This is a genomic window from Trueperaceae bacterium (assembly GCA_023954415.1).
In the GTDB taxonomy this organism is placed as follows: Bacteria; Deinococcota; Deinococci; order Deinococcales; family Trueperaceae; genus JAAYYF01.
In genome coordinates this window covers 112,900-137,155 of the sequence record JAMLIB010000007.1, presented here as the reverse complement: position 1 = coordinate 137,155, position 24,256 = coordinate 112,900, and the positions used below count along the sequence as shown (strand labels likewise).

Genomic DNA, 24,256 nt, shown 5'->3' with positions numbered 1-24,256 from the left:
GCGTGTCGGCCCGACCGATGGGCGAAACTAGGCGGTCACTTCACGTAGTAGAGCGGGACCGGGTTGTAGCCGGGGATGACCCCGAGGTTGTAGACGTAGTTGCCGACGCGGTCGTGGACGGCGGCGATGTTGGCCGGCTTGGCCACCATGATTACCGGCGCGTTCACCGCGTTGAGGCGCTGCCACTCCTTGTAGAGCGCGACGCGCGCGTCCTGGTCGACGAGCGTGGTGCCCTGGTCGAAGATGTCGTAGACGCGGCGTTCCCACGTGGCCATCGCGTCGAAGTTCGGGGCGCCGCCCGGCTCGGCCGGCTGCGTGGCGCGGTGCCAGTAGTACAGCGAGCCGCCCGGCTGCCAGATGGGCTTGCGGAGCTCCGGGTCGGGCTGGTTGCCGAGGGCGATGATGATCGCCTGGTAGTCGCCCGCGAGGCCCGTGCCGAGGAGCGCGGAGCCGGAGACGCCGACGAGGTTCGCCTTGACGCCGATCTTCGCGAAGTCGTTCTGGAAGATCGTGGCCATGTCGGTGAACGTGCCGGAGTCGACGTTGTAGGTGAGCGAGAACTCGAGGTCCTTGCCGCCAGGCACGTTGCGGACGCCGTTGCCGTCGGTGTCCGTGATGCCGAGGGCGTCGAGGGCGGCGCCGGCGGCCGCGAGGTCGAACGGCAGCATCAGCGACTTCGTGTCCTCGTAGAAGGTGCCGTCGGCCGGCGCGGTCGGCGTGCCGGGGATCTCGGCGAGGCCGTTGTAGACGTCATCGATGATGCGCTGGCGGTCGACGGCCTGCTCCATGGCGCGGCGGAAGGCCACGTCCGAGAACCAGGCGCCGAAGGTGGGGTCGTCGAAGTTGAAGGCCACGTGCGGCGGGGAGCCGAAGAGCGCGGGGCTCGTGATCACGCGGAAGTCGGCGCCGGCCACCTCGCGGCTCTTGAAGTCGGGGAACTGGGCGCCGGAGATGTTGAGCGTGTCGAGGTTGCCTGCGAGGAACTGGGCGGCCTGAGCTTCGTTGCCGCGGACGACGAGGTAGTCGAGCCGCTCGGCGTACGGCAGGGAGGTGCCGTTGGTGTCGACCTTCCAGTAGTCGGCGTTGCGCACCAGACCGACCTTCTGACCGGCCACGTAGGAGTCGTACTTGTAGGGGCCGGTGCCGACTACCTCGCTCAGGGGGGTGTCGGTCGACCACGCGTTGTTGATCTCGGCCTGGGAGGCGCCGCCCTCGACGGAGTACGCGAGCAGCTTGTGCTTCGGCATCATCGGGAAGCGCTGCTGGAGGAGGAAGGCGGCGGACGGAGCCGGCAGCGTGATGACGACCGTGTTGTCGTCCGGCGCGTCGAACGTAACGGCGCGCTGCTCGCCATCGACCGTGTAGATGAACTGCGCGGCGTCGCCCGCGCGCGCTTCGGGGTTGGTGATGATCTGCGTGTAGGTGAACACGACGTCTGCCGAGGTGAACGGCGTGCCGTCGTGCCACTTGACGCCCTCGCGCAGGTGGAAGGTGTACACCGTGCCGTCCGCGCTAACGTCCCAGCTGGCGGCCAGGGCCGGCTCGATGGCGTACGTCTCGAGGTTGAACTCCACTAGCGAGTCGAAGACGACGCCCGTGAGAGTCTGCGTGTTGTTGTCGATCTGGCCGTAGTACATGAACGTCGGGGGCGAGTCGGCCAAGCTGAGGGTCAGCGTTCCGCCGACCGTCCCCGGCTCCATGCCAAGACCCGGGTAGCTGACTACCTTGGGCTGGGCAAAGGCGGCGCCTCCCACGGCGATCACCGTGGCGATGGCAAGCGTCATCAGCGTCTTGCGCGGCATTCGTGCCTCCTTGTCTTCACGTGCTGCTCAGTAGTACGCCCACAGGATAGACCAGTTGGAGACCACCCGCAAGGGCGGCCGCGGCGACCACCGGGAGGGCGACCCTCCCTTAGGACCGTTGACCGACTGGTATAGCAGAGGTACATTCAATGTGCGTCCCACAACGACCTTCGCCGGCGCCGGGCGCCCCGGAAGGACTCGAACCGCGACCATGAGGCTCACCGACATCCAGATCGACAAGGCTCTGCCGACTCCAGCGTACCTGCAGTTGAAGGAGTCCCTCGGCCACGCGATGGACTCGGGCCTACTCACCCCGGGCAGCGCCCTGCCGTCAGAACGGGGCCTGGCCACCAGCCTCGGGCTCTCGCGGATGACCGTGCGGCGCGCGTTCGAGGAGCTCGAGGCCGACGGACGCGTCGAGCAGAGGCAGGGCTCCGGCACGTACGTGCGCGGCCAGCGCGTGGAGCAGATCATCGACAGCCTCACGGGCTTCACGGACGAGGCGAAACGCCTGGGCCTCCGCCCCGGGACGAAGCTCCTCAAGGCGGAGCGGGTCGGGGCCGACGAGGCCACCGCGGTGGCCCTCGGCGTCGAGCCAGGCACGACGGTGCTGAGGCTTACCAGGCTGCGCACGGCGAACGACGAGGCCCTCGCCCTGCAGGAGGCGCACCTGGCCACCCACCTGTCCGGGCTGTCGCTAGACGCCCTGCAGCTCCGCGGCTCGCTCTACCGCAGCCTCGAGGAGCAGTTCGGGGTCAAACCGGTACGGGCGCGCCAGACGATCGGGGCCCGCCTGCCGACGCGCGCGGAGAGCACCGCCCTCGGCATCGGCCGCGAGGTACCCGTCCTGGCGCTGGAGCGCACTACCTACGACGCGGAGGAGCGCCCGTTCGAGTACGTGCGCAGCGCCTACCGCGGCGACAGCTACCGTCTCGCCCTCGACCTGAGGGCCTCGTGACGGTCGCCGGCGGAGGACCGCGCGCCGACCGCGTAGCGCTCCGCACACTCACGCCCGATGAGGCGCTCCTCGTGCCCGAGGTCTGGCGCGCCGCCTGGGCACCCGGGGGCGCCGTTCAGGACGGCGGTCCGGCGGACGACCGCCCGGAGACCCCTCGGCTCGGGGCCACCCGCGCATGGGAGCCCGGCCCCTACCCACTCGAGGAGCGCGTCTGGCGCGAGCGCCTCGCCGCGCACCACGCCCCCGACCTACTCATCGGCGCCTTCGCCGGACCGGAGCTGGTCGGCGTGGCGTACGGGCGCCTGCCCACCGCGGCTTGGCTCCCGAGCGACGTCGGCTGGGTGTCGCTGTTGGCCGTCGCCGCCGCCTGGCAGGGCATGGGTGTCGGCACACGCCTGTTCACGGAGCTCGCCGGGCGCCTGCGCGCCGCGGGGGCGAAGCGGTTCAGGCTCGGCAGCGAGGCCAACCACCTCCTGCCCGGCCTGCCGCAGGAAGCCCCCGCCGCCGCGTGGCGCCTCGCCAGGCGCGCCGGCGCGCGCTTCACGGCCGCCGAGCACGACCTCCACCTCGACCTCGCGCCGCCGCTGCCGGCCGCTCCCTTACCCGCAGGCTGGCGCGTGCGGGACGACGACCCGGCTGGGGCGCTGGCCTTCGTCGCGCGAGCGTTCCCGGGCCGGTGGACGCACGAGGTCGAGGCCTACCTCGCCGCCGGCGCGACCGTCCTGACCCTCGTCGACGAGCACGCCGTCGGCGCGCCTGACGGCCGGGCCCAGACCCAGGGGTTCTGCGCCGTCTTCACGGGTGACGAGCGGCTCGTCGGGCCGCAGCTCTACTGGCGCCTGGCGCTGCCGTCCAGCGCGCGCGTCGGCGGCATGGGGCCCCTCGGGGTCGACGACTCGGCGCGCGGTGGCGGCCTCGGCCTCGCCATTGTCAGGGCGGGTGCCGAGTGGCTCAAGGAGCGCGGCTGCACGGACGCCGTCATCAACTGGACGACGCTGACGACGTTCTACGGCAAGCTCGGGGCGCGGGTGTGGCGCACGTACCAGCGCGCGGAAGGACCGCTATGAGCAGCAGTCGACGCGAAGGCGGGCGGCCGAAGCCGGTCGCGACGGAAGCGGCGGCGGCCGATTACTCGGGCCTCGACGCCTGGCCGGCCGGCGCCATCCTCGCGGCGATCACGGCCTCGAACCGGCGGGCCGTCGAGGCCGTCGAACGCGCCATCCCCGAGCTCGAGCTGGCCGCGCTCGGCATCGAGGAGCGGCTGAGGGCCGGCGGGCGCCTCATCTACGTCGGCGCAGGCACCTCTGGGCGCCTTGGCCTCCAGGACGCGGCCGAGCTGGCTCCGACGTTCGGCTTCGACGACGCCACGACGCTCCTGGCCGGTGGCGACGCCGCGCAGAGCAAGGCGAAGGAAGGGGCGGAGGACGACGTCGCGGCCGCCGTACACGACGTTGACGCGGCCGGGATCGGCGCGCGGGACGCGGTGGTCGGCATCGCGGCGAGCGGCGCCACGCCGTTCACCGTCGCCGCGGTGAGGCACGCCAAGGCGCTCGGCGCGTTCACGGTAGGCATCGCCAACAACCCCGCCACGCCGCTCCTCGAGGTGCCGCACGTAGGCGTCCTGCTGGAGACGGGGCCGGAGGTCCTCGCGGGCAGCACGCGTCTGGCGGCCGGCACGGCGCAGAAGGCCGCCCTGAACGCCCTCTCGACCACGGCGCTCGTGCGCCTCGGCGGGGCCTACGAGAACCTGATGGTGGGCATGCGCCCGGTGAACGCCAAGCTGCGCGTGCGGGCCGTGAAGATCGTCGCCCAGGGGGCAGGGGTGAGCGAGGCGGCCGCGGCCGCGGCCCTGGAAGCCGCCGGTGGCGACATCCGTTGCGCCATCGTGAGCGCCAAGGCCGGCGTGAGCGTCGAGGTCGCGCGGGCGGTCTTGGACGAGCACGGCCGCAACGTGCGCTCGGCACTCGACGGCCTGCGGGCGGGCTGAGCCGGCCCCGTCAGTCGTTCGCGGCGCGGATCGCGGCGAGCGCCGGCTCGGGATCTACGCCGAGCCCCTCGAGCCGCGCGGTAGGCACGCCGTCGGCGTCGAGCACCGTGACGAGGTTGCTGTGTGCGAACACGCCGTTGCCGCCGTCGCGGTACTGCACGCCGAGCAGCGTGGCGAGCTGGCGCGTCAGGAGCGGGCTGCCGATCAGCCAGTGCCAGCGGTCCTTGTCCAGGCCCTTCTCGTCCGCGTAGGCGCGCAGCTTGTCCGGCGTGTCGCGGTCCGTGTCGAACGACACCATCACGAACTGGGTGCCTGCCGCGATGTCGGACGGCAGCGCCGCCTCGATGTCCTGCGCGGACTTGACGAGGAGCGGGCACGCGGTGGTGCAGTCGCCGTAGAACATCACGACCACCGAGGGGTGGCCGCGCAGCTCTGCGAGCTTGAACTCGGCGCCGTCCTGGGCCGTGAACGCGCTCGTCAGGTGGAAGAGCGAGGTGCCCGGCAGCTCACCCGCGGCCAGGACCGTGTCGGCGTGCTCGGCGACGGGCTCGGCGTGGCCGGCGTGGGCGGCCGCGTCTTGGGCCTGCGCCGCGCCGGCGTGCTCGGCGTGCGCGGATGCGGCCGGCGTGGGCGTCATCGGGGCGGACTGCTCGGTCGGCGCGCCGACATGCTCGGCATGGGCGGCCGCGCCGACGGCGTCAGGCTGCGTGACCGAGGCGGCGTGGGCGGCATGGGAAGCGACCGCGTCGGCGCTCGCGGCCTGCTCGCGCTTTCCATCACAAGCGGCTAGGAGGAGGGCCGCGGCCACCACGAGCGCCGCGCCGCGGCCACCACGGCCCGCGAACGGTCCGCGGGCGGCCACCTTGCCGTCCAAGCCTCTGCCGTGTCTCATGCCGGTCTCCTCAGTTCGCGCAGCGGAACCCGAGTCCGCCGCTCGAGTAGTCGCCCGTCAAGCCGCTGCGGAAAGCGTAGCGCAGGAACGCGGCGTAGTCGCTCTTGTCTACGGCCCCGGCGCTGCCACCACCGCAGACGAGCTGCAGCCGCCTGTCGCCGTCGCTGCGGCTGTCGCCCGTGTTGAAGCTCGCGCCGATGTCGAACACCCACTCCCACACGAGACCGTGCATGTCGTACACGCCGTAGTAGTTGGCGGCGCCGAGCCCGACCGGGCCTGGCACAGGGTCGCGGCTGGCAGTCAGCGAGAGGACCCGTTCGTTGTAGCCGGGCTCGTTCCGGCCGAGCTCGCTCGAGAACCCGGCGTTGGCAACGAACTCCCACTCGGCCTCGGTGGGGAGGCGCGAGCCCCGCGCCTCGCAGTACGCCGCGGCGGCGAACCAGGTCACGTTCGTGACGGGGGCGTCGGGGTCGAGAGCGCCCAGGTCCGTGCCGGAAGCCCAGCCGCGCAGGTAGGCGGCGCCGCCGAACACCTGGGGGACGTTGCCCCGCTGCCACTCCGGGTGCGTCTCGACGAAGGCGAGGAACTCGGCGTTGGTCACGGGCAGGACGTCGATCCGGAACGCGGCCACCACCGTCGCCCCTTCGCCCTCGATCGGGAAGAGGGGCTCCACCAGGCCGCCGTCGACCGCCGCCATGCTTGCCGCGGCAGCCGGGCCGGTGAAAGCGCAGGTCGCGGCGAGGAGCAGGGGCCTCCATGCCTTGCGGAAGATGTCGGTGAACGTGCTCATCGCGCCTCTCCGGCCGGGTCGGCGGCGCGCCTCTCCGGCGCGCCGCCGTCTAGCTCCTGGGGTCGTGCGCCCTCGCGCCTCGACGGCGAGCGGCGGCCCGACCCCACGACTGGCAGGTTCCTACTGGCCGTCGGCGGGGACGTACGGGCGGATGTCGGTGCGCTCGGTGAAGACCACGTGGTCGTGATCGCCGGTCACCACGAGCTGCCCCACGGCACCCTTGTTGAACGCGCGGAAGATGGCGTGGTCGACGAGGTTGTACGTGCCCGGCACGTCCGTCTTGAACTCCACCACCGTAGCGCCGCCGGCCGGCACGAGCGTCGTCTGGACGTCGTGATTGACCAGGCCGCCCGCCTCGACGTAGACGTTGTCGAAGATCTCGCCGATCACGTGGAAGGAGCTCGTGAGGTTGGGGCCGCCGTTGCCGAAGAAGATGCGGACGGTGTCGCCGGTCTCCGCGAAGATGGCGTTCTCACCGACGAGGGAGCCGACGGAGCCGTTGAAGACGACGTAGGCGGCGTCCTCGTCGATGGCGCGCTGCATGTCGAAGTCCTGCAGGCCGCGCTCGCCGAAGTTGCCCTTCGTGTAGAAGTCGCCCTGCACGACGTAGAACTCCTTGTCGACCGGCGCGTAGCCTTCCTTCGGCTCGACGACGATCAGGCCGTACATGCCGTTGGCGATGTGCATGCCGACGGGCGCGGTGGCGCAGTGGTAGATGTACACGCCCGCCTGGAGCGCCGTGAAGGAGAACGTCGCCTGCTGACCGGGGGAGATGAGGGTCGCCTCGGCGCCGCCGCCCTGGCCGGTCACGGCGTGCAGGTCGATGTTGTGGGGCATGAGGCTCGACGGGTGGTTCTGCAGGGTGAAAGTGACGAAGTCGCCCTGGCGGACGCGGATCATGGGGCCGGGGACGGAGCCGCCGAAGGTCCAGAAGCGGTACTCGACACCGTCGGCCAGGCGCATGACCTCCTCGGTGACCTCGAGCTCGATCTCGACGTGGGCGCGGTAGTCGCGGTCGACGGGCGGCGCGACGTTGGGCGCGTAGCCGAGCACGCCCTCGATCAGCGGAAGCTCGGCGACCGGCACGAGGTCCTCGGGGTCGTCGAGGAACGCCTTCCTCGTCGTGGGCATGTTGACGGTCAGCTCGTGGGCGTGGTCGGTCGTGCTGGTCGCGGCGTGCGCGGCGTGCGCGGGCTCGGTGGCCGTGGCGGCGTCGACGCGGCTGCCGAACAGGGCCACGCCCACGGCGAGCGCAACGAAGAGGGCCGCCAGGCCGTAGATCGCTCCGATGGGGACGTTACCGCGTTCGTCTCGCATGCTCTTTCCTCCTGGGCTCCGGTCTCTTTTCGTTCGGCGGCGGGGCTCGCCACCAAACCCGGATAACTGACTCCAAATTAGTCCTCGGGAGGCCGCCCTTCCAAGGACAGATGTCCTGTCCGTCGCCCTGCGGTAAACCGATTAACCGTAGCTCCAGACGGCACGCGCGGCTAGAGTGCATTCCAGGAGGTGCGGGTCCGATTCACCTGCTACCCTGGATGCGTGGCTGAGCCCATCGACCTCTCACCGTACCGGACCCTCCTGCGCCGCGAGGAGAGCTACGCCATCCACGCGCTCATCTACGCCTCGGAGAACCCGGGCGCGGCCGCGGCCAGAATCGCCGGTGACCTGAAGATCCCCCCTGCCTTCCTCGCCAAGGTGCTGAGACGGCTCGCCCAGGTCGGGTACGTCGAGAACCGCCAAGGGCGGAACGGCGGCGTGAACTTGATAGTAGACCCCACGAGCATCTCCTTGCTCGACGTGATAGAGACGATGTCGGGGCCGCTCATAGTCGACACGTGCCAGACGAAGGCCCGCTGCGCCACCCAGGAGCGCAAGGGCTACTGCCGCCTGAACGTGGCGTGGGTGAACGCCTCCCTCGCCATCCGGGAAGTGCTGGCGGGCGTGCGCCTCTCGCACCTGATCGATCCGCCGCGGGCGACGACGCGCTCCGGCGACGGCGCCGGGCCCCGCCCGCTGGGGCGCGTGACCGCGGACGCCTGAGCGAGAGGCGCTATAACCTAGGGCGTGACCGACGCCCCAGCGATGACGTACGCCCGCACCGGCCGTTCCGGGTTGCTCCTCCCCAAGGTCTCCCTCGGCCTCTGGCACAACTTCGGCGACGACCGCCCGTTGGCCTCGATGAGCGCCGTCCTGCAGCGCGCCTTCGAGCTCGGGATCACGCACTTCGACCTCGCCAACAACTACGGCCCGCCGGCCGGCGCGGCCGAGAAGAACTTCGGCGAGATCCTCGCGACCGACTTCGCCGGACTGCGCAACCGGCTCGTCATCTCGACGAAGGCCGGCTACTACATGTGGCCGGGGCCTTACGGCGAGTGGGGCTCGCGCAAGTACCTCCTCTCCAGCCTCGAGGAGAGCCTGGACCGCATGCGCCTCGACTGGGTGGACATCTTCTACAGCCACCGCTTCGACCCGGACACCCCTCTCGAGGAGACCATGGGCGCGCTCACGAGCGCGGTCCAGCAGGGCCTCGCGCTCTACCCCGGCATCTCGTCGTACTCGGCCGCCACGACCCGCGAGGCGGCGCGCATCCTGCGCGAGTCCGGGACCCCGCTCCTCATCCATCAACCTTCATACTCCATGTTCAACCGCTGGATCGAGGACGGCCTGCTCGACGCGCTCGGCGCCGAGGGTGTCGGCTGCATCGTGTTCTCGCCGCTCGCGCAGGGTCTGCTCACCTCGCGCTACCTGGGCGTGAACGCGTCCGACGTGGCGGGCAGCCTGCCGGCCGGCTCCCGCGCGACGGAGGGCGGTTCGCTCAAGGCCAGCTCGCTCACGCCGGACAAGCTCGAACGCATCCACGCCCTGGCGGCGATCGCGAAGCGGCGCGGGCAGACGCTCGCCCAGCTCGCCCTGGCGTGGTGCCTACGCGACGAGCGGGTGACGTCGGTCCTCATCGGGGCGTCCAGCGTGGCGCAGCTGGAGGAGAACGTCGGGACGCTCGCCAACCTCGAGTTGAGCGCCGCCGAGCTGGCCGAGATCGACGAGCTCGCCGTCGAGGGCAACATCAACATCTGGCGGAAGTCGAGCGAGGCCGGCGGGGAGCGCCCGGCGGAAGCGCGGAGCTGACGGTGGCCGGCTCGTCCGAGCGGCCGGCGGCCGGCGGCGCCCGACCCGGCAACGGGGCAGGCGCCGCGTACACGGGCGCCCCGGCACGGGCCGCCACCGCCTGGGCGGCCCTGCGCGAGCACCAGGAACGCCTGCGCAACGTGCGCGTCGCCGACCTCTTCGCCGGCGACGATGGGCGCTTCGAGCGCTTCTCGTTCCAGGCGGGCGAGCTGTTCGTCGACTTCAGCAAGAACCGCGTCACCCCCGAGACGTTCGCGCTGCTCCTGCGCCTGGCGGAGGCGAGCGGGGTGGAGGAGCGCAAGCGCGCCATGTTCGCGGGTGAGCGCGTGAACACGACGGAGGACCGCGCCGTCTTGCACGTCGCGCTGAGGAACCGCTCGAACACCCCCATGTACGTCGACGGGCACGACGTGATGCCGGAGGTGAACGCCGTGCTCGCCCAGATGGAGCGCTTCGCGGACGCCGTGCGCTCCGGCGCCTGGCGCGGGCATACGGGCGAGCGCATCACGGACGTCGTGAACATCGGGATCGGCGGGTCGCACCTTGGACCGCAGATGGTCGTCACGGCCCTGGGCCCCTACACGACGCCCTCGCTCCGCACGCACTTCGTCTCCAACGTCGACGGGGCCGACATCGCCGGGGTACTTGAGGGCCTGCGGCCGGAGTCGACCCTGTTCGTCGTCTCGTCGAAGACCTTCACTACCCAGGAGACGATGACCAACGCCCATACGGCGCGCCGCTGGCTGGTGGAGGGCCTCGCGGACGAGGACGCCGTCGCGCGGCACTTCGTGGCGGTGTCGACCAACCTCCAACAGGTGGCCGCCTTCGGCATCGACGAGGCCAACGCGTTCGCGTTCTGGGACTGGGTGGGCGGGCGGTACTCGCTCTGGTCGGCGATCGGCCTCTCCATCGCCCTTGCCGTCGGCTTCCGGCGCTTCGTCGAGCTACTCGAAGGGGCGCACGAGCTGGATCGCCACTTCCTGAACGCCGCGCCGGAGCGCAACGTGCCGCTGCTCCACGGCCTGCTCGCCGTGTGGTACGGCAACTTCCTGGGCGCCGAGAGCTGGGCGGTGCTCCCTTACGACGAGTCGCTGCGCTACCTCCCCGCCTACCTGCAGCAGGCGTCGATGGAGAGCAACGGCAAGGACGTCGACCGCTCGGGCGAGAGCGTGGCGTGGCAGACGGGCCAGATCGTGTGGGGCGCCCCCGGCACCAACGGGCAGCACGCCTTCTACCAACTGCTCCACCAGGGCACCAAGCTCATCCCGGCCGACTTCATAGTGCCGGCGAGGCCGCTCCACCGCTTCACGGACCACCACGACATCCTGCTCTCCAACTTCCTAGCCCAGACGGAGGCGCTGATGCGCGGCCGCACGCGCGAGGAGACGCGCCGTTCGCTGGCCGGCCAGGGCTTGACGGGCGAGCGCCTCGAGCTCCTCGCGGCGGCGAAGGCCTTCGCGGGCAACCGCCCCACTACGTCCGTCCTCATGCCCCAGCTCACCCCGCGCGCGCTCGGCAACCTCATCGCTATGTACGAGCACTCCATCTTCGTGCAGGGCGTCGTCTGGGACGTGAACAGCTTCGACCAGATGGGGGTCGAGCTCGGCAAGGAGCTGGCGACCAAGCTCCTCGGCGAGGTGCGCTCGGGCGCCTCGGAGCCGGGCGCGCACGACGCGTCGACCGCTGGGCTGCTGGCGCATATCGCTCAGTTGCGGGCGTCCTGAGCCGGTGGGCGCGCCGGTAGCGCTGCGCCTCCGCGCCAGGCTCACGCTCGGCGCGCTGCTCTTGGCGTTGGTCGGCTGCTTCGACACGACGCCCCAGGTCGTCGAGCTCGCCGTGCCCGTCCTCGAGATGAACGGCTTCACCCGCTCGAGCGTGACGGTGACGGCGCCGGGCGCCTGGACGCTGGACGTCATCCCGGTCGACCCGACGGTGCGCGGCGCAATCACCCTCTCGCGCTCCAACGGCACCGGCTCCATGAGCGTGGACGTGAACGTCGACCCGACCGCCATGCCGCGCATCGACCAGGCGTTCCGGCTGCGCCTGATCGCGAAGGTGCGGGGCGGCGAGGTCGTGAGGACGAGCGACGCCGTCACGTTCTCCTACCCCGACGTGGTGGGGACCGTCGCGGTGGTCCCCGAGGGGGCTAGGGCCGCCGCCGGGCTCTTCGGCACCGGCACCGCCGACGCGCCCTCCGGCACCGCGGCGCCCGTCGACATGTCCGGCGGCGACCTCGATGCGCCACTCGATCCCACCGCGCCGAGGACCACCCTCATAGTCGGCCTGGAGCCGCGCGGCGTCGTGCTCAGCCAGGACGGACGCGTGGCGATGTCGGCGACATCGCCGAGGTCGGCGACATCGCCCGCGCTGGCCGTCGCCACCGCACTCGCCGACATGGGCCTCGGCGGGGCCGGGACGGACGCGTTCGAGGGAGCGAACCTGACCCTCGTCGAGGTGCCGACGCGCTCGGCCGCTGCCGCGGCGGCGGCACTGCGCGCCACGCCCGGCGTCAGCTACGTGGAGTTCCCGCGGCCGCTCTACCCGGCGAGCAACGACCCCTACCGCCAAGAGCAGTGGAACCTGGACGAGCTGGCCGTCGAGCCCCTCTGGTACAGCGCCAGCGGGGCCGGCGCCACCATCGCCGTCATCGACTCCGGGTTCTTCCCCGCCCACCCGGACCTGTTCGCCAACGTCGTCGGCACCTACGACGCGGTCACGGGCGGCAGCTCCGTGACCTTCACCAACTGCGGCACGCACGGCACGCACGTGGCCGGCATCGCCGCGGCGGTCGCGAACAACGGTGAGGGCGTGGCCGGGGTGGCGCCGCAGGCGAAGCTCCTGCTCGTGAACGTGGGGAACGCCGCAAAGACGGACTGCGTTATGAGCACGGAGTGGCTGATCAAGGCCCTCGAGTACGTGACGAACGGCGGCAGCCCACGCGCGCAGGTAGTGAACATGAGCCTCGGCAACAACAGCGGCGCCGACCTCGGCAGCGGCGTGCGAGCGGCCATCCAGGCCACGGCCACCGCGGGCGTGAGCCTGGTGGCCGCGGCGGGCAACACGGCCAGCGGCGTGTGTCCGAGCGGCTTCACCGCCCAGCCGATCATGTACCCGGCCAGGTACCCGCAGGTACTCGCCGTCGCCGCCACGCGGCCGGGCATGACGCGCGCCTGCTACAGCCACGTGGGCCCCGAGATGTTCGTCGCGGCGCCCGGCGGGGCGGGGCCGGGCACCCCGGCCGACCCGGACCATCAAGTCCTCAGCACCGTTGCCGGCGACGACTACGGCGTCATGGCCGGCACGAGCATGGCCTCCCCTGCCGTGGCCGCCGTCATTGCGATGCTGCGGGGCGCCGTGCCGAGCGCGAGCGCGTCGCAGGTGGCGGACGCCATCGCCGGCACGGCCCTGGACCTGGGCGCCCCAGGCCGCGACTCGTGGTACGGCTACGGCTTCGTCGATGCCCAAGGGGCGTACACGCAGCTGGTCGGCGAGCCGCCCGAGCCGCCCGAACCCGTCACCGGCCTCCTGCTGCGGGTACCCGGCTACCCGGACGCGCTCCTTGACGCGGACCTGGCGTTCACGCTGCTCGAGGCCGCCCCCGGACCGCTCGTCGTTGAGGTCGGCAGCGACGACAACGGCAACGGCACCCTCGGCGAGCCGGGCGAGTGGTACGGCACGGCCACGCTGACGGTGCGCTTCGGGCTCACGGCGCCGGACCCGGCCAACCGGGTGACGGTGACGGTCGCACGCGTCCCCTGACGCTCCTGCCGCGCGCGAGACCCCGACCGCGCGGCGCGAGGGAGGGCCCGCCGAGACGCTCGGGCCTTCCCTCGCTGTTCGCTTCAGACTACTGGCGTAGGGCCGTCACAGCGCCCATGGCGCTGCTCGGCGGTCACTGCGCGAGCTGCTCCGCCTGCGTCTTGGCGTCGACCAGCGCGAGCCTGACGTGGTAGTGAGGTTCGGCCATGCCGGGGTGACCGCCGTTGTACGAGATGTCCACATGGTCGACGACCTTGCCCAGCCGCGCGAGCAGTCCGGCCGCGAGGTCGCTCCAGTTGGCCGCCTTCTGCATCTCGCTCACGGGCACCATGAAGAGGACCTCGACCAGGTCGCCGTCCTTGCCGTACGCGAGCCACGGGCCGACGGGGGCGTCCGCGGGGTCGATGTACAGCGCGCCGGCGCCGGGTATGAAGTCCGGCAGGGGAAGGATGGACGAGACGGCGACGTACGGCGCCGGGGGAGGCGACTGCAGCAGGTCGCTGTCCTGAGCGAGGGCGACGGCCGCCGCGAGCGCGACGGCGAGGGCGACGACAGGGAGCCGCCAGGTCCGGAACGAGGTGACAGGTGTGGTCGTGTGCGTGGTGGTGTGCATGGAGGTCCTTTCCTGCGCTTGAACGGGTGAGGCCTCATCCCGACGCGCATAGGATACTCCTTGATGGCAATAATGCAAGTCATAATTGTTATTATGGCCACCAAGCGGGGCTCGGGGACCGGGTAGAGTGTCCCGAGACCGCCGTTGCACGCGAGACCGCTCGAGGAAGTGGGTGCGAGACGCAGTACCAGGGCATCATTGGCGGAACTTCCGCTCCGAAGACGACACGGGAAGCGCTCCTCGACGAGCTCCTGGCCGCCAAGCCGGAGGGCTTGGCGCTCGACGAGCTGGCCCTCAGGCTCGGGGTGACGAGGACCGCCGTGCGCCAGCAGGTCGCGTTCTTGGAGCGCGACGGGCTCGTGGCGCCCAACGGCCTCCGCCCCAGCGGCCGCAGGCCCAGCCGCACCTACGGCCTCACCGAGCTCGGCCGCGAGTCGTTCCCGCGTCGCTACGACCTGTTGTCGTCGAGCATGCTGCAGGCGCTGCGCAAGTCGGTAGGCGACGAGACGGCCGAGGACGTCCTCATGGCGATGGCCGACGACCTGGCCGAGCGCTGGCTGGCCGCCGTCGCCGGTCTCGAGCCGGCGGCCCGCAGGACCGCGGTGATCGAGAAGCTGAGCGAGCTCGGCTACCATGCGCGCCTGGCGGGCGACGGCCGGTCGGTCGAGGCGATCAACTGCGTGTACCACCTGGTCGCCAAGGAGACGCGCGCGGTCTGCCGTTTCGACGAGCGCCTGCTCTCCCGGCTGCTCGGGACCGAGGTGCGCCTCACCTCCTGCATGGCCGAGGGCCAGCGGAGCTGTGTCTTCGCCGACCGCGCCGGGGGAGAGCCGTGACCTCCTTGGACCGCGCCGTCCGTTACACCCTCCGGCCGGTGGTCGCCGCCGCCGCCCTAGCGCTAGGCGCATGCGCGGTCGCGCAGGACGCCGCGTCCGCCGGCCCGCCCCCGCCTCAGGCCTCCGCCGCCCTGCGCCCCATCGCCGTGCCGGCGCGCCCGGAGGGAGCCGTGCTCGACCTCTTCCAGTACGACACCGCCTTCGTCAAGCAGAGCACGGCCGGGAGCGCCGAGTCCGTCCTCGACGACGTGCTCATAGGCACCCGCTCCCTCAGGGCGACCACGGACGGCGACGGCAAGCAAGTGAACCTGCGAGCCACCAACGTCGGCCCGTTCGATCTCGGCGGCGCCTTCCTGCGGCTCGACCTCAAGCTGCGCGGCGTTGCCGCGCTCGACTACCTGCTCGTCTACCTGAGCACGGACGGCTTCGAGACGTACGACGCCTTCCCCGTGCTCGGTGGCCAACGACCCTCCGAAGAGACGTACGCGGAGGACGACGAGTGGTTCACCATCACGGCGAACCTCGGCACGACGGTGGCCGGCGGGCCCCCGACCATCGACCTCGGCCAGGTGACCGACATCCAGTTGAGCCTGCGCGACTCGGGGGCCGGCCCGGTGACGGTCTGGTACGCGGCCCTCGAGGCCGTGGCGGCGCCTGCACGCGGCCTCGTCTCGATCGTCTTCGACGACGCGCGCGACGGCGTCTTCTACTACGCGTTACCGCTGGCCAGGCGCCTCGGCGTGCCCGCCAGCATCGCCGCCATCGTCGACCTGGTCGGCGAGCCGAGCTTCATGACGGTCGAGCAGCTCCGCGTGGCGGAGCGCTTCGGTGGTTGGGAGGTCATCGCCCACCACACGACCCCCCTCGAGGAGGGCGGCTTCGACACGCTGTCGCCAAAGGACCTCGACCTCGAGCTGGCCGGGGTGAAGGGGTGGCTGCTCGCCAACGGCTTCCGCCACGGGGCCGACGTGATCGCGTACCCATACGGAGGGTTCGACGACGCCTCGCTCGAGCAGGTCAGGGGCTACTTCGCGGCCGGGCGGACGATCATGCGCACGCAGGGCCTCGAGACGTTCCCGCCGGCCGACCCTTACCGCGTGCGGGCCATCAGCGTGGTCCCGGGCGACGGTCCCGGCGTCGTCAAGGCCCTCATCGACCGCGCCGCGCGGGAGCGCGCCTGGCTGGTCCTCGTGTTCCACCAGGTCGCTCCCTCCGGGTCCGGGTACGACACCTACTACGCGGCCGAGGACCTGGCCTCCATCTTCGGCTACCTGCGCGTAGCCGACGTGGATACTGTGCTCTTCAGCGACGCGCTCTTCGGACGGTGAGCGCCGCCGCTTGACAGGATCATCGCTTAAGTGGTTACCTAGTGGAGTAACCAACCACTAGGAAGGACCACCGTGGTCGACGACAGCAAAGCCCTCTTCCTCCAGATAGCCGAGCGCGTCGAGGACTCGATCGTGGACGGCAGCCTGGCCGAGGACTCCCAGGCGCCGTCGACCAACGAGCTGGCGGCCTTCTACCGCATCAACCCCGCGACTGCCGCCAAGGGCATCTCCCTCCTGGTCGACAAGGGGGTGCTCCACAAGCGCAGGGGCATCGGCATGTTCGTGGCGCCCGGCGCCAGGCGCGCACTGATCGCAGAGCGCCGCGCGGCGTTCGCCTCCAACTACCTGGACCCCCTGGCGGCCGAAGCGCGCAAGCTCGGCCTGGACGTCGACGAGCTCACCCAGCTGCTGAGAGAGCGGTTCACCGAAAGGACCAAGGCATGACGAGCGTGATCGAGGTAGAACACCTCACCAAGCGGTACGGAGCGGCCACGGCCCTGGACGACGTGAGCCTCTCCCTCGCCGAGAACACCGTCCACGGCCTCCTCGGTCGCAACGGGGCCGGCAAGACCACCCTCATGTCCATCCTCACCGCTCAGAACTTCCCGACCTCGGGCACCGTCAGGGTGTTCGGCGAGGCCCCCTACGAGAACGCCCGCGTGTTGGGGCGCCTCTGCTTCGTGCGGGAGAACCAGAAGTACCCCGACAACTTCAAGCCGGTGCACGCGTTCCGCGCCGCGAGCTACTTCTACCCGAACTGGGACCAGCACCTCGCCGAGCGCCTGGCCGCGGACTTCCAGCTCCCCACCGACCGCCTCATCAAGAAGCTGTCGCGCGGGCAGCTCTCCGCCGTCGGGATCATCATCGCCATGGCGGCACGCCCCGACGTCACGTTCTTCGACGAGCCCTACCTCGGCCTCGACGCCGTGGCGCGGCAGGTCTTCTACGACCGCCTGCTGGAGGACTACTCCGACCACCCGCGGACCATCGTGCTCTCGTCGCACCTCATCGACGAGGTCGCCAACCTGCTCGAACGCGTGATCGTGCTCGACAAGGGTCGCGTCGTCATGGACGCGGCAGCGGACGACGTGCGCGGCCTGGCGGTCTCGGTCGTCGGCGACGCGTCGGCGGTGGCGGCCTTCGCCGCCGGTCGTGAGGTGCTGCGGCGGCAGAGCCTCGGCAACGTCACGTCCGCCGTCGTGAAGGGCCGGGTGTCGGAAGCGGACAGGGCGCGGCTGGCGCGCTCCGGCATAGAGGTGACGCCCGTCTCGCTGCAGCAGCTCATCGTCAGCAGTGCGGGCGGTGGCCTGGACCAGGCCGCCGACGGCGTAGGCACGGTGGCCGGCTCACGCCTGGGCGACGAGAGCGTCGTCCGCGCGCACGAAGGAGGCGCAAGGTGACTCGCATAGGCAACGTGATGCGGCTTCAGCTCGTAAACCGTCAAGCGTACGTCGTCCTTCCGCTCATCGTCCTGGGGGGCGCCGTCCTGATCGCGTTCCTCGTCTTCCTACTCGTGCCGTACGGCGGCCCGAAGCACGCGATCGGGGCCACGGCCGCCCCGCTCTGGGCGTTCGTCGTCGTCGGCATCCAGGCCCTGACCCTCTCGTTCCCGTTCTCCCAGGCCCTCGGCGTGACGAGGCGCGACTTCCACCTCGGCACCGTCATGACCGCCGCGCTCACGTCCGGCATGCTCGCCCTGATCTACCTGGCCATCGCGCTGCTCGAGAAGGCCACCGGCGGCTGGGGCATGAGTGGCTTCTTCGCCTTGCCTGGCCTGGACGGCGACGCGCCGCTGGCCGCGCTGGCCAGCTACTTCACGCTCGCCATGCTCTGCTTCCTGAGCGGGTACTGGTGCGCCGCCATCTTCAAGCGGTGGGGCACCGTCGTGCTCCTTACGGTGCTCGTCGGCGTCTCGCTGGCCGTGGTCGCCGCCGCTCTGCTGGTGATCCGCTTCGGCGCTTGGGACGCCGTCGTCGGCTGGCTCGTCTCGCAAGGAGTGTTGGGCATGTCGGCGTGGGGCCTCGTGTTGGCGGCGGCCCTCACCGCGTCCTCATACGTGACCCTCCGCAGGGTCACCCAGTAACGTCCCGGGCACGGCCCGCCTGAACGAGATGCAAACGAACCCAAAACCGGACCTGAACCGCGGGCCGCTAGCCTCACAGGCGTAGGCGCGACGGCACGGACACATGAGGCGCGCCACCAGGAGGGAAGACCATGACGAACCTCGACGGAACCACCACCAGCGGCCCGGCTCCAAGCGTTACGCGCCCCTTCGCCAGGCTGGCCAAGCTGTTCACGGCACCGATCCTCACCCTGCTCGCCGCCTGCGCCACGTTGCCGGCCATGGCGCAGCCGTCGGCGGGCGCCACCATCACGTTCGCCGACCAGGCGACGGTAGCGGGGGAAGGCGCCGTGGCGAGCGCCGGACACGTGACCATCACGGCCGGCGGCACCTACGTGATCTCGGGCCAGAGCAGCGACGGCTCGGTCACCGTCGACGCCGCCGGTGCCGGCGTCACGCTCGTCCTGAGCGGCGTCGACGTCACCAACCCGGAAGGCCCGGCCATCTACGTCGCCGCCGCCGAGTCGGCGACCGTCACCCTCGCCTCCGGGTCCGCCAATACCATCACCGACGGGGGCGAGAGCGAGTACGACGCGGCCCTCTACAGCGACGCACCCCTCGTGATCGACGGTGACGGCGCCCTCGACGTGCACGCGGTCTACGAAGGGATCTCGAGCACGTCGCACATCGACATCCAGGGCGGCACCATCAGGATCTTCGCGACCGAGGACGGCATCAACGCGAACCAGGACGGCGTGAGCCGCATCACCGTCAGCGGCGGCTACGTGTACGTCGCGACCGAGTCGGGCGACGGCATCGACTCGAACGGGACCATAACGATCACGGGCGGCGTGGTCGTCACCCAGGCTGCCCTCGTGGACGCCAACAGCGGCCTCGACGCCGACGGCGACGTCACCATCGACGGCGGCCTGGTAGTGGCGACGGGCAGCACGATGATGGGCTCCCTCGCCACCGCCTCCGCCCAGGAGAGCATCGTCGTCGACTACGGCGCCAACCAGTCCGCCGGCACCCTCATCGTCGTGCGCGACGAGGCCGGCAACGACCTCCTGACCTTCGCACCGGCCAACGGCTACCGGCAACTCATCTTCAGCTCGCCCGACCTCCAGGACGGCGTCACCTACACCGTGTACTCCGGCGGCACGCCCGCTGGGGACGGCAGCGACGGCCTCTACGCCGACGGCGCCTCCGATCCGGGCACGGCGGTGACCACCGTGACGACCGAGAGCTCGCAGGGTGCGGGCGGACCGGGCTTCGGGCGCGGGGGCGCCCCCGGCAGGCCGTGACCTGATCGGCGGCCCGGAGTGGAGGGGCAGCAGCGACACACATGACTTCGCCCGCGGCGCCGGACCGGCCGCGGGCGAAACCGTTCAGTAGGGCGGTCGGATGAGGAGCCGCGTCACCCGTTGCTCCTCTACCTCACGCGACGGGCGGCCGCCTCCCATGCCAGTCGGTCGCCTTCTGGAAGGCGTTGCCGACGCGCAGCACGGTCGCCTCGTCGAAGAGCCTGCCCGCGATGTGCAGGCTGAGGGGCAGGCCCTCGTGGTCGAAGCCGGCGGGCACGACCATCGCCGGCGTGCCGGCCAGGCTGAACACGCGCGTGTACTGACCGGCGGCCTTGCCGACGCCGTAGATCTTCTCGAGCGCCTCCTGCTTGGTCTTGATGGGTGGGCGCGGGACGATGGGCACCGCGCCGCCGGCCGAGCCGGCCCCAACCAGCACGTCGACGTCCTGGAGGGCGTCGAGGACCTGCTGGCCTATGACGATCCTCGCGCGCTGAGCCAGGTTGGCGAGGCCGGCGGGCAGGATGGCGCCCACCATGGAGCTGACGCGCGTGTTGTAGTCGAAGTCCATGTAGCGTTCGAGGAGGTTCCGCCTGTGATAGGCGGCCGCCTCCGGTTTCGTAAGCCCCGGGGAGATGAAGCGCGTCTCGCGCATCAGCGGCAGGCTCACGCTCGAGAGGACCGCGCCTTGCGACTCGAAGAACTCCAGCGCCCGGTTCACGGCCGCGATGGCATCCGGGCCCGTGATGTCGTCCTTGACCATCTCCTCGACGACGCCGACGCGCAGCCCCTTCAACGAGATGTTCGTCAGGGCGGCCGAGTAGTCGGGGACTGGCTCGCTGCTCGTCGTCGGGTCGAGCGGATCGCGGCCGGCGATGACCTGCAGGACCACGGCGACGTCCTCGACGGTCCGGGCGAGGGGTCCGACGCAGTCGAGGGTCCAGGCGAGCGGGAAGACGCCGTCGCGGCTGACGCGCGACCAGGTCGGCTTGAAGCCCACGACGCCGCAGGCGGTCGACGGCCCCCTGATCGAGCCGCCCGTGTCGCCCCCGAGCGCCGCGCTGACCAGCCCGGTCGCCAGCGACGTGGCCGAGCCGCTGGACGAACCGCCCGGGTTGCGCTCCAGGTTCCAGGGGTTGCGTGGTGTGCCGTAGGGGAAGTTGATGGTCGGGCCCATGTGGAACTCGTGGGTGTTGAGGGTGCCGAGCAGGATGGCCCCGGCCGCCTTGAGCCTGGCGATCACGGTGGCGTCGCGCTCGCAGATCGAGTCGGCGTAGATCTTCGACCCGCCCGTCACGCGCTTCCCCTCGATCTGCATCTGGTCCTTGACGCCGACGGGGATGCCGTGGAGGGGGCCCTTGTAGTCCCCTGCCCTGATCTCCTGCTCAGCGAGGCGCGCCCTCTCGAGCGCGGAGTCGGCAAAGACCGTGATGAAGGCCTTGATCTTGTCGTCGTAGCGGGCGATGCGGTCGAGGTAGAGCTCGACGAGGGCCACGGGCGACAGCTCGCCGGCGCGGATGAGCGCCGCCTGCTCTGTCAAGGACATGAAGGCGAAGCGCTCGTCAAGCATGGCCGCCTCCCAAGTAACCCACCAACACCGGCCACGGCTCGTTCTGCAGCTCCCCGTACCCTTCGAGGTGCGTCAGGCCCTCGATGAGCGCGTTCACGCTGGCCGTGACCTCCACGAGCTCCTCCTCGGGGATCACGTACCCCTGTTGCTTGAGCAGCAGCCTCACCTGCTCGAGGTCGAGGTCAAGACCGGTACCCATGTCGCCACCTTGCTTCGCATGTGCCACTTGGTCACTCACTTCCTGGTTCCGAAACCGTAAGCGCTTACCCGCCGAGTCATCCGACGGCTCACTTCCCGTTGACGATCGGCTCCGCCGTGGCGCCGTTGCAGAGGATGTAGGCGTAATCGCCCGGGTTCACGCGCGACAGCGTGCCGCGCAACATGATGACCACCGTCTGGTCGTAGGGTGCGGTGAGCTCTTCGAGCAACTCGAACGTGTGCGGCGAGTAGACGCGGCCGAGGACCGTGCCGGCCGGCACCGTGTCGCAGAGCCGGTCGAAGCCGAGCTCGGGCACGAAGAGGCCGCCGTGCCTGGGCGCGAGGAGCGTGCGCGCGCCGCTCAGCATGGTCTGCTGCGGGGGAAGCACGATCTGACCTTCGAGCATTCCCAGGTGGATCAAGACGTTCCTGATCCCGACGAAGCACCGGTCGACGTACGCGGCCGGGTTCGTGACGTTGCCGCCCCACTGGGCGATGACGGAGGGGATGCCGAGGCTCTTGGCGTACTGGGTGAGGGTGCCCGTCTGCTCCGGCGTCGGGGCGGTGTAGAGGAGGTCGCTCCCGCAGAGCTTCGACAGCTCCACCGACTTGCGCCCGACCTCGCTCGGGTCGTTCTCGAGGAGGACGTAGTTGATGGCGGTCTCGGAGTTGCCGCAGTGGAAGTCGATGAGCGCGTCGAGGCCGGGAACGAACTCCTCGCTGATGACGTGGGCGATCTGCTCCGTGAGCCAGCCCGTCGACTTGCCGGGGAACACGCGGTTGAGGTTCGTCTTGTCCGTGTTCATGCCCTGGCCGGTGGAGCGCGTGAACGACTCGAAGGCGACGGGGTTGCCGACGGGCAGCGCCCGGATGGTGCCGCGCAGCTTGGCCGGGTCCACCCTGTCGAGCACCGCCTTGATCACCTGGACCGTGAACGCCTCGTCGCCGTGCGAGGTGCTGAAGAGCCCGAGCGTCGGGCCGGGCTGGGCGCCGTGAAGCGTGTGGATGGCCAGGCTGAGGGTCTCACCTGAGGCGCGGGTGGTGACGGGCGCCCAGCGGTGGGAGCGGCCGGGTTTCTGGCTCGTAGGGGTTGCGAGTGCCATGCGTACTCCTATGACTGGACGGCGGTGGAAGTCTCGTGTGAGAGCCGGCCGCCAGCGTGTGGTGGTCTTGTTCGAGGGACCGTGGTCGAGCGTTCCGCTAGAGCGTAGGGTCGAACACGTCGCGCAGCCAATCTCCGAGGAAGTTGACGGCCAGCACCGTGAGGACGATGGCGAGGCCGGGGAAGGTCGGGAGCCACCAGGCCAGGACGAAGTACTCCCTGCCTGACGCGAGCATCGAGCCCCACGTCGGGATCGAGGGCGGTATGCCCAACCCGAGGAACGTGAGCGAGGCCTCGGAGATGATGACCGTGCCCAGTTGCAGGCTGGCGATGACGATGACGGAGGCGAACACGTTGGGCAGCACGTGCTTGAGCATGATCACGAGGTTGCGTGCGCCGAGCGCCCTGGCGGCGGTGACGTACTCGAGCTCGCGCACGGACAGGACCTGGGCCCGGACGACCCGGGCGTACTCCACCCAGCCGGTGATGGCGAGTACCAGGATGATGTTGCCGAGACTGGCGCCGAGCATGGCCATGAACACGATCGCCAGCAGCAGGAACGGGAACGCGAGGAAGACGTCGACGACGCGCATGAGGATGGCGTCGACCTTGCCGCCCAGGAAGCCGGCGAGCAGCCCGAGGAGCGTGCCGAGCGTGCCGGCCAGGAGGACGACGGACACGCCAACCAGCAAGGAGATGCGCGTTCCGTAGATGACGCGGGAGAGGATGTCCCTGCCGAGCTGGTCGGTGCCGAGAACGTGCACGTTCGTGCCCTTGGCCACCCACATCGGCGGCGCGAGGCGGGCCCGCAGGTCCTGCTTGGCCGGGTCGTGGGGCGCGAGCAACGGGGCGAACGCCGCGAGCGCCGCCAGGCAGACGAGGATGACGGCGCCGACCGTGGCGGTGCGGCTTCGCAGCAACATGCGAAGGCCGGTCAGGCGGCGCTTGTTGGTCTTGGCTTCACTCATAACGTATGCGCGGGTCGATGAGCGCGTAGAGGAGGTCGATCGCCAGGTTCAGGAAGACGAAGGTGACGGAGATGACGAAGACGCTCGTCTGCACGACGGGGTAGTCGTAGTTGTAGATCGACTGCGTGAGCAGCCTGCCGACGCCCGGCCAGGCGAAGATAGTCTCCGTGATGATGGCGCCCCCGAGCAGGTGGCCCGCCTGCAGACCGACGACCGTGGCGATCGGGATGAGCGCGTTGCGCATGACGTGGCGGTTGAGGACCCGGGTCTCCGTGAGCCCCTTCGCCTTGGCGGTGCGCACGAAGTCGTGGCCCATGACCTCGAGCAGGCTCGAGCGCGTGAGCCTGGCGACCATCGCCGCCAGCCCGGCGCTCAAGGCCACGGCGGGCAGCACGAGATGGCGCCACGTGCCGAAGCCCGAGGGGGGCAACCACTTCAGGTAAGCGCCGAACACGACGATGAGCATGATCGACAGCCAGAAGTTGGGGACCGCCCTGCCGAGTACCGCGAGGGTGGTCGCCAAGTTGTCGTAGACCGAGTTGCGCCTGACGGCCGAGACCGTGCCGAGCAGCATGCCCGTCGGAACGGCCAGGCCGAGCGCCACCAGCGTGAGCAGCAGCGTCGCCGGCATGCGCTCCAGCACCAGGCCGAGCGCCGGCCTACCGAACGTGAACGAGTTCCCGAAGTCTCCCTTGACGACATCCGCCATGAACCGGACGAACTGGACATGCAGCGGCACGTCGAGCCCGAGGGCGTGACGGATCTGCGCCAGGTTCTCGCGCGAACCCTCCGGGCTCACGAGGAGCCTGGCCGGGTCGCCTATCGCGCGCAGGAGGATGAACGTGACCACCAGCACGGCCAGGATCACGAACACGGCCTGCAATGAACGCCTGACTACGTAACGGCCCATCTCTCCTCGAAGGATCTAGTGGAAGTTGGCGGAAAGCCGGGGCGCCGGCCGGCC

Annotated in this window: 23 protein-coding genes; 13 read left to right on the top strand and 10 right to left on the bottom strand. The window is 70.6% G+C overall.

Features of this window, described 5'->3' with window-relative positions; all coding sequences use genetic code 11:
- Window positions 1-35 precede the first annotated feature (35 nt).
- Window positions 36-1,802 (bottom strand): ABC transporter substrate-binding protein, encoded by a 1,767-nt coding sequence (locus tag M9914_10445; GenBank protein ID MCO5174597.1) that lies wholly within the window; start codon window positions 1,800-1,802, stop codon window positions 36-38.
- 211 nt (window positions 1,803-2,013) lie between these two features.
- Here M9914_10445 and M9914_10440 point away from each other — a divergent pair, with 211 nt between their 5' ends.
- Genes M9914_10440 through M9914_10430 form a run of 3 tightly spaced genes read left to right on the top strand, consistent with a single transcriptional unit; the run spans window position 2,014 to window position 4,747 of the window.
- Window positions 2,014-2,760: a GntR family transcriptional regulator gene (locus M9914_10440; protein ID MCO5174596.1), complete on the top strand. Its 747-nt coding sequence runs from the start codon at window positions 2,014-2,016 to the stop codon at window positions 2,758-2,760.
- Window positions 2,757-3,827, top strand: a complete 1,071-nt coding sequence (locus M9914_10435; protein ID MCO5174595.1) for a GNAT family N-acetyltransferase — start codon at window positions 2,757-2,759, stop codon at window positions 3,825-3,827. The genes M9914_10440 and M9914_10435 overlap by 4 nt, the downstream gene beginning before the upstream one ends.
- Window positions 3,824-4,747: an N-acetylmuramic acid 6-phosphate etherase gene (locus tag M9914_10430; GenBank protein ID MCO5174594.1), complete on the top strand. Its 924-nt coding sequence runs from the start codon at window positions 3,824-3,826 to the stop codon at window positions 4,745-4,747. Before M9914_10435 ends, M9914_10430 begins: the two co-directional genes overlap by 4 nt.
- Window positions 4,748-4,757: 10 nt before the next feature.
- On the opposite strand, the gene M9914_10425 is transcribed toward M9914_10430, so the two are convergent.
- The 3 genes from M9914_10425 to nirK form a co-directional block, all read right to left on the bottom strand.
- The gene (locus tag M9914_10425) at window positions 4,758-5,639 is read right to left on the bottom strand and encodes an SCO family protein (GenBank protein ID MCO5174593.1); all 882 of its coding nucleotides are present in this window, start codon (window positions 5,637-5,639) and stop codon (window positions 4,758-4,760) included.
- Between the two features lie 10 nt (window positions 5,640-5,649).
- Window positions 5,650-6,429, bottom strand: coding sequence for a formylglycine-generating enzyme family protein (locus M9914_10420; GenBank protein ID MCO5174592.1), 780 nt, complete (start codon window positions 6,427-6,429; stop codon window positions 5,650-5,652).
- Between the two features lie 120 nt (window positions 6,430-6,549).
- Entirely contained in the window at window positions 6,550-7,746 is a 1,197-nt protein-coding gene (gene nirK, locus M9914_10415) for a copper-containing nitrite reductase (GenBank protein ID MCO5174591.1), read from the bottom strand.
- Between the two features lie 222 nt (window positions 7,747-7,968).
- Here nirK and M9914_10410 point away from each other — a divergent pair, with 222 nt between their 5' ends.
- From M9914_10410 to M9914_10395, 4 genes are read left to right on the top strand one after another with little or no spacing between them, the layout of a single operon-like run.
- Window positions 7,969-8,469 carry an Rrf2 family transcriptional regulator gene (locus M9914_10410; protein MCO5174590.1) on the top strand — a complete coding sequence of 167 codons (501 nt, stop codon included), beginning with the start codon at window positions 7,969-7,971 and terminating at the stop codon, window positions 8,467-8,469.
- Window positions 8,470-8,511: 42 nt separating this feature from the next.
- A complete protein-coding gene (locus tag M9914_10405) occupies window positions 8,512-9,555 on the top strand; it encodes an aldo/keto reductase (GenBank protein ID MCO5174589.1) in 1,044 nt (347 codons plus the stop codon).
- 2 nt (window positions 9,556-9,557) lie between these two features.
- A complete protein-coding gene (pgi, locus tag M9914_10400) occupies window positions 9,558-11,279 on the top strand; it encodes a glucose-6-phosphate isomerase (GenBank protein ID MCO5174588.1) in 1,722 nt (573 codons plus the stop codon).
- A gap of 4 nt (window positions 11,280-11,283) precedes the next feature.
- A complete protein-coding gene (locus tag M9914_10395) occupies window positions 11,284-13,314 on the top strand; it encodes a S8 family serine peptidase (protein ID MCO5174587.1) in 2,031 nt (676 codons plus the stop codon).
- Window positions 13,315-13,447: 133 nt separating this feature from the next.
- Here the strand turns inward: M9914_10395 and M9914_10390 are convergent, their stop codons facing one another.
- Window positions 13,448-13,927: a hypothetical protein gene (locus M9914_10390; GenBank protein ID MCO5174586.1), complete on the bottom strand. Its 480-nt coding sequence runs from the start codon at window positions 13,925-13,927 to the stop codon at window positions 13,448-13,450.
- A gap of 272 nt (window positions 13,928-14,199) precedes the next feature.
- Here M9914_10390 and M9914_10385 point away from each other — a divergent pair, with 272 nt between their 5' ends.
- From M9914_10385 to M9914_10360, 6 genes are all read left to right on the top strand, one after another.
- Entirely contained in the window at window positions 14,200-14,763 is a 564-nt protein-coding gene (locus M9914_10385) for a hypothetical protein (protein MCO5174585.1), read from the top strand.
- Complete coding sequence (locus tag M9914_10380) at window positions 14,760-16,091, top strand: hypothetical protein (protein ID MCO5174584.1); 1,332 nt, start codon at window positions 14,760-14,762, stop codon at window positions 16,089-16,091. The genes M9914_10385 and M9914_10380 overlap by 4 nt, the downstream gene beginning before the upstream one ends.
- A 72-nt stretch (window positions 16,092-16,163) precedes the next feature.
- Window positions 16,164-16,535 carry a GntR family transcriptional regulator gene (locus M9914_10375; GenBank protein ID MCO5174583.1) on the top strand — a complete coding sequence of 124 codons (372 nt, stop codon included), beginning with the start codon at window positions 16,164-16,166 and terminating at the stop codon, window positions 16,533-16,535.
- A complete protein-coding gene (locus M9914_10370; GenBank protein ID MCO5174582.1) occupies window positions 16,532-17,491 on the top strand; it encodes an ABC transporter ATP-binding protein in 960 nt (319 codons plus the stop codon). Before M9914_10375 ends, M9914_10370 begins: the two co-directional genes overlap by 4 nt.
- Window positions 17,488-18,174, top strand: coding sequence for a hypothetical protein (locus M9914_10365; GenBank protein ID MCO5174581.1), 687 nt, complete (start codon window positions 17,488-17,490; stop codon window positions 18,172-18,174). Before M9914_10370 ends, M9914_10365 begins: the two co-directional genes overlap by 4 nt.
- A 131-nt stretch (window positions 18,175-18,305) precedes the next feature.
- Complete coding sequence (locus M9914_10360; GenBank protein ID MCO5174580.1) at window positions 18,306-19,457, top strand: carbohydrate-binding domain-containing protein; 1,152 nt, start codon at window positions 18,306-18,308, stop codon at window positions 19,455-19,457.
- Window positions 19,458-19,590: 133 nt separating this feature from the next.
- Here M9914_10360 and M9914_10355 read toward each other — a convergent pair whose 3' ends face one another.
- From M9914_10355 to M9914_10335, 5 genes are all read right to left on the bottom strand, one after another.
- On the bottom strand, window positions 19,591-21,024 hold the full coding sequence (locus M9914_10355; protein ID MCO5174579.1) for an amidase: 1,434 nt from the start codon (window positions 21,022-21,024) through the stop codon (window positions 19,591-19,593).
- Window positions 21,017-21,223 (bottom strand): hypothetical protein, encoded by a 207-nt coding sequence (locus tag M9914_10350; GenBank protein MCO5174578.1) that lies wholly within the window; start codon window positions 21,221-21,223, stop codon window positions 21,017-21,019. The genes M9914_10355 and M9914_10350 overlap by 8 nt, the downstream gene beginning before the upstream one ends.
- 88 nt (window positions 21,224-21,311) lie before the next feature.
- A complete protein-coding gene (locus tag M9914_10345) occupies window positions 21,312-22,325 on the bottom strand; it encodes a succinylglutamate desuccinylase/aspartoacylase family protein (GenBank protein ID MCO5174577.1) in 1,014 nt (337 codons plus the stop codon).
- A 97-nt stretch (window positions 22,326-22,422) separates the two neighbouring features.
- Window positions 22,423-23,292: an ABC transporter permease gene (locus M9914_10340; protein MCO5174576.1), complete on the bottom strand. Its 870-nt coding sequence runs from the start codon at window positions 23,290-23,292 to the stop codon at window positions 22,423-22,425.
- On the bottom strand, window positions 23,285-24,202 hold the full coding sequence (locus tag M9914_10335; protein MCO5174575.1) for an ABC transporter permease: 918 nt from the start codon (window positions 24,200-24,202) through the stop codon (window positions 23,285-23,287). Before M9914_10335 ends, M9914_10340 begins: the two co-directional genes overlap by 8 nt.
- Window positions 24,203-24,256: the final 54 nt, after the last annotated feature.

What these genes read in the sequence shown, in the direction of transcription:
- M9914_10445 (MCO5174597.1), bottom strand. Translation starts at nt 1,802, where the DNA reads ATGCCGCGCAAGACGCTGATGACGCTTGCCATCGCCACGGTGATCGCC.
- M9914_10440 (MCO5174596.1), top strand. Translation starts at nt 2,014, where the DNA reads ATGAGGCTCACCGACATCCAGATCGACAAGGCTCTGCCGACTCCAGCG.
- M9914_10430 (MCO5174594.1), top strand. Translation starts at nt 3,824, where the DNA reads ATGAGCAGCAGTCGACGCGAAGGCGGGCGGCCGAAGCCGGTCGCGACG.
- M9914_10425 (MCO5174593.1), bottom strand. Translation starts at nt 5,639, where the DNA reads ATGAGACACGGCAGAGGCTTGGACGGCAAGGTGGCCGCCCGCGGACCG.
- M9914_10420 (MCO5174592.1), bottom strand. Translation starts at nt 6,429, where the DNA reads ATGAGCACGTTCACCGACATCTTCCGCAAGGCATGGAGGCCCCTGCTC.
- nirK (MCO5174591.1), bottom strand. Translation starts at nt 7,746, where the DNA reads ATGCGAGACGAACGCGGTAACGTCCCCATCGGAGCGATCTACGGCCTG.
- M9914_10405 (MCO5174589.1), top strand. Translation starts at nt 8,512, where the DNA reads ATGACGTACGCCCGCACCGGCCGTTCCGGGTTGCTCCTCCCCAAGGTC.
- M9914_10390 (MCO5174586.1), bottom strand. Translation starts at nt 13,927, where the DNA reads ATGCACACCACCACGCACACGACCACACCTGTCACCTCGTTCCGGACC.
- M9914_10370 (MCO5174582.1), top strand. Translation starts at nt 16,532, where the DNA reads ATGACGAGCGTGATCGAGGTAGAACACCTCACCAAGCGGTACGGAGCG.
- M9914_10360 (MCO5174580.1), top strand. Translation starts at nt 18,306, where the DNA reads ATGACGAACCTCGACGGAACCACCACCAGCGGCCCGGCTCCAAGCGTT.
- M9914_10355 (MCO5174579.1), bottom strand. Translation starts at nt 21,024, where the DNA reads ATGCTTGACGAGCGCTTCGCCTTCATGTCCTTGACAGAGCAGGCGGCG.
- M9914_10350 (MCO5174578.1), bottom strand. Translation starts at nt 21,223, where the DNA reads ATGGGTACCGGTCTTGACCTCGACCTCGAGCAGGTGAGGCTGCTGCTC.
- M9914_10345 (MCO5174577.1), bottom strand. Translation starts at nt 22,325, where the DNA reads ATGGCACTCGCAACCCCTACGAGCCAGAAACCCGGCCGCTCCCACCGC.
- M9914_10340 (MCO5174576.1), bottom strand. Translation starts at nt 23,292, where the DNA reads ATGAGTGAAGCCAAGACCAACAAGCGCCGCCTGACCGGCCTTCGCATG.
- M9914_10335 (MCO5174575.1), bottom strand. Translation starts at nt 24,202, where the DNA reads ATGGGCCGTTACGTAGTCAGGCGTTCATTGCAGGCCGTGTTCGTGATC.